The sequence below is a fragment of the Nocardioides jensenii JCM 1364 = NBRC 14755 genome (genome assembly GCF_001552535.1).
GTDB lineage: Bacteria > Actinomycetota > Actinomycetes > Propionibacteriales > Nocardioidaceae > Nocardioides > Nocardioides jensenii.
In genome coordinates this window covers 1-5,386 of the sequence record NZ_BCRJ01000133.1, presented here as the reverse complement: position 1 = coordinate 5,386, position 5,386 = coordinate 1, and the positions used below count along the sequence as shown (strand labels likewise).

The following is a 5,386-nucleotide window of genomic DNA, read 5'->3' as shown; positions in this document are numbered from 1 at the left end:
TTCAGCCCCGCCAGGCCGCCTCACCGGACAGGTCGGCGTACTCCCGCACCCAGGTGTGCATGGCGATCGCCGCTGCCGCGGAGGCGTTGATCGAGCGGGTCGACCCGAACTGGGCGATCGAGAAGGTGCCGTCGACGACCTCGCGTGCGCTCTCGGAGAGCCCGGGGCCCTCCTGCCCGAACAGGAAGCACACCGAGCGCGGCAGCCGCATCGTCTCGAGGTGCGCCGAGCCGGGCAGGTTGTCGATGCCCAGCAGCCGCACCGACTGCTCATGGAGGTACGCCGCGAGATCGGCGGCGGTCTCGTGGTGGCGGATGTGCTGGTAGCGGTCGGTCACCATCGCCCCCCGCCGGTTCCACCGCTTGCGCCCGACGATGTGCACCTCGGCGGCCAGGAACGCGTTGGCCGTGCGCACGATCGTGCCGATGTTGAAGTCGTGCTGCCAGTTCTCGATCGCGACGTGGAAGCCGTGCCGGCGGGTGTCGAGGTCGGCGACGATCGCCTCCATCGTCCAGTAGCGATAGCGGTCCACCACGTTGCGCCGGTCGCCCTCCGCGAGCAGCTGGGTGTCGTACTGCTCACCCTGGGGCCACGTGCCCTGCCACGGGCCGAGGCCGACCTCGTCGGGCCCGTGGGGCATCGGGTCGTACGGCGCACGCTGGTCCACGGCGGGAACCCTACCGTCGGCCCGATACTGTGGCGCCCGTGATCGCCGACCTCCATCCCCTGCTGCTGGGCCTCGACTGGATGGACCCCGAGTGGCTGCTGGCCAAGTTCGGGCAGGAGATGTTCTGGGTCAGCATCGCGATCGTGTTCGTGGAGTGCGGGCTGCTGTTCCCGATCCTGCCCGGCGACTCGCTGCTGTTCAGTGTCGGGTTGTTCATCCACCGCTCCGGCGCGGGCGAGGCGGGCATCGACGTCAACATCGTCGTCGCCTGCATCCTGCTGTCGGCGGCGGCCCTGATCGGCAACGTCACCGGCTACGAGATCGGACGCGCGATCGGGCCGAAGATCTACGAGCATCGCGGCCGCTTCCTCAAACCCGAGCACTTCACCAAGACCGAGCAGTTCTTCGACAAGCACGGCGCCAAGGCCCTCGTGCTGGGCCGGTTCGTGCCGATCGTGCGCACCTTCATCACCCTGGTGGCCGGCGTCGGCAAGATGGACCGCCGCCACTTCTTCCTGTGGTCGGCGGTCGGCGCGATCCTGTGGGCCACCGGCATCACCCTGCTCGGCTACTTCCTCGGCGGCATCGAGTTCCTGCAGCACAACATCGAGGCGGCCCTGCTGGTGATCGTCGCGATCTCCGTCCTGCCGATGCTCTTCGAGTGGTGGCGGCACCGGCGCCAGGTCGACGACGCCGTGGACGACATCGTCGACGACGTCAACGACTGACCCGCTCCACGCCCTTCAGCACCCCGAACGCCACCAGTCGCTCATCGGTGTGGAGCAGCTCGGCGCACGTGGTCAGGGTGATCAGCCGCTGTCCCTGACGCTGTTCGGGCTGCACGCCGCCCTCGTGCGGGTTGGTCGGCAGTGGGTCGACCACCCACCCGTCGGTGAACGACACCTCGAGGCCGTCACCGGCACTGGTCAGCACATAGGTGTACGTCGCACCGCGGGTCTGCACGATGACCTCGTCGCCCGCCTCGAGCTCCGGAAGGTCCCGCAACGGCTCACCATGGGTGACCCGGTGGGCGGCCAGCGCGTAGTTGCCCTTCCCACCCGGACCCGCGGAGTCGCTGAAGTGCCCGAAACCGGCCGCCAACACCTCGTCCGTCGTACCTTCCAGGACCGGCACCACGTAGTCGTCACCGAAGGCGGGGATGCGGATCAACGCGGCGACGTCTCCCTCGGGCACCGCCACCACGTCGTCGGCGTCGGCTGCCCACTTCTTCTCCACCTGCTCCACGATGCGGTGGTGGGTCCGCCCCGAGACCCAGTTGGTGCCCCAGAACTGCCAGCCCACCCAGCCGAGGACGGCCAGTCCCCCCACGACCAGGGCGACACCGGCCCACCAGGTCCGGGATCGGCCACGCGGCCGGGCAGTCGAGGTCATGCCGCGATTGTGCCCGACTACCCTCGGCACCATGGCACGCCCAGACATTCGCGCAGCGAAGAGACTCGACGGCATCCCGACCACGATCTTCACCGAGATGTCCGCCCTCGCCGTGGCCACCAACGCGATCAACCTCGGCCAGGGGTTCCCCGACGTGCACGGGCCGGCCTCCGTGGTGGAGCGGGCCGTGCAGGCCATGCGCGACGGCGAGAACCAGTACGCGCCGGGCAGCGGCACGCTGCCCCTGCGTGAGGCGATCGCGGCCCACCAGTCCCGTCACTACGGCATCGAGCTCGACCCGGGCCACGAGGTGGTGGTCAGCACCGGCGCCACCGAGGGCATCGCGGCCGCCCTGCTGGCCTTCGTCGACCCGGGCGACGAGGTCGTGGTGCTCGAGCCCTACTACGACTCCTACCTGGCGATGATCGCGTTCGCCGGCGGCGTACGCCGACCCGTGACCCTGCGGGCGCCCGACTTCCGGCTCGACGTGGACGAGTTGCGCGCGGCGATCACCGACCGCACCAAGCTGCTTCTGCTCAACAGTCCCCACAACCCGACCGGCACGGTGCTGACGCGCGACGAGCTGCAGGCCGTCGCCGACGTGGCGATCGAGCACGACCTGCTCGTGGTGACCGACGAGGTCTACGAGCACCTCGTCTTCGACGACCACGAGCACGTCCCGTTGGCCACCCTGCCCGGCATGTTCGAGCGCACGGTCACACTCTCCAGCGCGGGCAAGATGTTCTCCTTCACCGGGTGGAAGATCGGCTGGGCGACCGGCCCCCGCGAGCTGGTGCAGGCGGTCCTCGGCGCCAAGCAGTGGCTCTCGTTCTCGAGCGGCACCCCGCTGCAGGCCGCGGTGGCGCATGCCCTGGACCACGAGCCCGACTTCTACGTCGAGCTGACCCGGTCACTGCAGGAGCGGCGCGACCAGCTCTGTGCCGGACTGTCCCGGCTCGACGTCGACGTCCGGGTCCCGGAGGGCACCTACTTCGTGACCACCGACGTGCGCCGCCTCGGCTGGGCCGACGGACACGAGTTCTGCCTCGCCCTGCCCGAGCGAGCCGGGGTGGTCGCGATCCCGGCACAGGCGTTCTACGACGACCTGGAGGAGGGCCGGCACCTGATCCGGTGGGCGTTCTGCAAGGAGCCCGACGTGATCGACGAGGGTGTCGACCGACTGGTCAGGGCCGATCTGCGGGCTTGAACCACTCGACCGTGCGGCGACGGCACAACAGCAGGACGGTGGCCGCGCAGGTCGCGGCGACGACCAGGAGCAGCGGCGAGCTGATCACCAGGGCCAGGCTCATCAGACCGGCCACCGAGGCCGAGATGATGAGCACGATGCGCGCCCAGTTCTGGCCGCGGTAGGCGAACCCGGCCAGCACCATGGCGCCGATCGCCCACAGGGAGAACATGACGGCCAGGATCACTGACGCCACCTTGAGCTGGTCGACACTGATCTCGGACTCGGCGAAGCGGGAGTCGCTCTCGTAGATCTCGGTGAGCACGTCGGGCATGACCAGCAGGCCGACTGCCACCGTCCCCATGCCGAGCACGACCAGCGCAGACATCACCCAGGTGACGACGCAGGCCTGCAGCACCTCGGTCGGCCGGTCGGTCACCGGGCCCGTCGAGGTCGTGGCCGGGCGCCGCGCGGCCGTGGCCACCTGGCCCGCCTGGCCGTCCGGGGTGTCTCCGAAACCCTCGAACGAACGCGGCTCGTCCGGGGCCGGAGGCGTCGGGGTGGCCACGGGCGTCGTACGCCGGGCCGGCGGCTCCGGGGTGATCCCGTTGAACCAGTCGCGCGCGGGCCGGGCCCAGAGCAGGATGACCGACACGGCGATCATCGAGGAGAGGAACGGGCTGGCGATCAGTCCGGAGAAGAAGAGCGGCAGCACCAGCACGCTGAGCGCCACGCGAGCCTGACGGTTGCGCTGCAGCGCGAACCAGCCGAGGATCGCGGTCGCCGCGGCACAGGCGCCGGCCACCAGGGCGGCACCGTGCAGCATCGAGAGGGCCTGCTCGAGGTCGATGCCCATGCCCTTGAGCGGGTCGCGGGAGAGCGTGTCGGCGACCGCTTCACGATTGTCGATCGTGCGCAGCTGCGACACGTAGGTGAAGACGTTGACCAGCATGAAGATCGATGCGCCGACGGTCATCCAGCCGGCCATCGTCACCTGGGGCGGTCGGGCGGGGGCCTTGCTCTCGCTCATGCGCCCCAGTCTCTCAGGAGGCCCAACCGGGATTCGCGGCGCCACCTGGTGGCACAGACTCCGCGAACCGCCACGACGCCGCCCTGCTGACGGCACACTGGTGTCCCTGCCCGAGGAACGGGACAGCCGGACGGGACCAGCCAGATGGGACGAGACATGGACGCGCAGCACATCGGCCACTACCCCGTCACCGGCGTGGTCGGCTCCGGCGGGTTCGGGACGGTGCACCGGGGCACCGATCCCGGCACCGGCGAGACTGTCGCGATCAAGGTGCTGAACTGGCCGCAGGACGACGTACGCCGTCAGATGTTCCGTGCCGAGATCGCGGCCCTGCGAGCCGTCGACCACCCCAACGTGGTGCGGGTCCGCGACGTGATCGACACACCCGACCTGGCCGCGATCGTCACCGACTTCGTCGAGGGAGCATCACTGCGGCAGGTGCTCAGGCAGGCCGGGCTGCTCGACGGTCGCCAGGCGCTCGGGGTGCTCCACGGGGCGCTGCAGGGACTGGCCGCCGTCCACGCGGTCGGGCTGGTGCATGCCGACCTCAAGCCCGACAACATCCTGATCGACCCCTCCGGAACCTCTCGGCTGATCGACTTCGGGCTGGCCGGGCCGCCGCGGGCCCTGGCCGGTCCGGGCACCTGGAGCGGCACCCCGTCCTACATCAGCCCCGAGCAGGTGGCCGGCGACCACGTCGACGCGCGCAGTGACATCTACGCGGCCGGGGTGGTGCTGTTCGAGCTGCTCTGCGGACGCCCGCCCTATCGCGGTGAGACCGCCGACCTCACCGCGATGCTGCACCTGACCGCCCCGGTGCCGGACCCGCGGCGCCTGGTGCCCGACCTCGGCGACGACCTGGCCGGCATCTGCCAGCAGGACCTCGACAAGGACCCCGCTGTGCGGCACCAGAACGCCACCGCGTTCCTGACCAGCCTCGATCACGCCGCCCGGCAGAAGTACGGCCCCGCATGGCTGGCCGGCGCCGGGCTGGGCACGGTCATTGGCGGTGTCATCGCGGCGCTGCCGGCAGGAGCGGGGATGCTCGGCTCGGCCGGGGTCGTCGGTAGCGCGGCGACCGCCGTGATGGGCGGGGTCGGCGGCGCCGCGG

Annotated in this window: 6 protein-coding genes; 3 read left to right on the top strand and 3 right to left on the bottom strand. The window is 70.5% G+C overall.

What is annotated here, in order from left to right; genetic code table 11:
- Position 1: 1 nt before the first annotated feature.
- Complete coding sequence (locus NJ4_RS23340) at positions 2 to 640, bottom strand: TrmH family RNA methyltransferase (RefSeq protein WP_067441323.1); 639 nt, start codon at positions 638 to 640, stop codon at positions 2 to 4.
- 65 nt (positions 641 to 705) lie between these two features.
- Here NJ4_RS23340 and NJ4_RS23335 point away from each other — a divergent pair, with 65 nt between their 5' ends.
- The gene (locus tag NJ4_RS23335) at positions 706 to 1,395 is read left to right on the top strand and encodes a DedA family protein (protein ID WP_245644686.1); all 690 of its coding nucleotides are present in this window, start codon (positions 706 to 708) and stop codon (positions 1,393 to 1,395) included.
- Here NJ4_RS23335 and NJ4_RS23330 read toward each other — a convergent pair.
- A complete protein-coding gene (locus tag NJ4_RS23330; RefSeq protein WP_067441317.1) occupies positions 1,385 to 2,059 on the bottom strand; it encodes a class E sortase in 675 nt (224 codons plus the stop codon). The two genes, NJ4_RS23335 and NJ4_RS23330, sit on opposite strands and share 11 nt — an antisense overlap.
- Positions 2,060 to 2,090: 31 nt before the next feature.
- Between NJ4_RS23330 and NJ4_RS23325 the strand changes: the two genes are divergently transcribed.
- Positions 2,091 to 3,266, top strand: coding sequence for a pyridoxal phosphate-dependent aminotransferase (locus NJ4_RS23325; protein WP_067441300.1), 1,176 nt, complete (start codon positions 2,091 to 2,093; stop codon positions 3,264 to 3,266).
- On the opposite strand, the gene NJ4_RS23320 is transcribed toward NJ4_RS23325, so the two are convergent.
- Entirely contained in the window at positions 3,244 to 4,275 is a 1,032-nt protein-coding gene (locus tag NJ4_RS23320) for a hypothetical protein (RefSeq protein WP_067441296.1), read from the bottom strand. The two genes, NJ4_RS23325 and NJ4_RS23320, sit on opposite strands and share 23 nt — an antisense overlap.
- 156 nt (positions 4,276 to 4,431) lie before the next feature.
- Between NJ4_RS23320 and NJ4_RS23315 the strand changes: the two genes are divergently transcribed.
- The coding region (locus tag NJ4_RS23315) for a serine/threonine-protein kinase (RefSeq protein ID WP_169799317.1) at positions 4,432 to 5,386 on the top strand (955 nt) is incomplete at its 3' end.